The sequence below is a fragment of the Xenorhabdus yunnanensis genome, from assembly GCF_028598805.1.
Classification (GTDB): domain Bacteria; phylum Pseudomonadota; class Gammaproteobacteria; order Enterobacterales; family Enterobacteriaceae; genus Xenorhabdus; species Xenorhabdus yunnanensis.
On record NZ_JAQRFI010000296.1, the window covers coordinates 1 to 290 of the forward strand.

1 protein-coding gene is annotated in these 290 nt (G+C 37.2%); it reads left to right on the top strand.

Features of this window, described 5'->3' with window-relative positions; all coding sequences use genetic code 11:
- Positions 1 to 276: hypothetical protein (locus tag PSI23_RS22315; protein ID WP_273557081.1), on the top strand; the 276-nt coding region annotated here is incomplete at its 5' end.
- Between the last annotated feature and the right edge of the window lie 14 nt (positions 277 to 290).

Here is a 290-nt window from a genome sequence, read left to right on the forward strand (position 1 = left end):
TTTTCCCGATTTGAAATCGGAAAAACATTGCCTCCCAGAACAAATATTCTTCGCATTCAAAGTTACAAAACCAAAACTCAGACAAGCCAAATGATAACATTTGATAACGTTAATCCTGAGAAGACAGAAAGTGATTCTGCACACACCCAATTCAGCACAATGATAAGTTTTGATAAGGCTGATGCCTTACTCTACGCTATACGCCAAAGAAATAGCATAAGTGAAATCTTAAGAAATCTTAAGGTAAAAACTTCTTTTGGCAGACCAATCCGGTAGATCACCCATCGCTA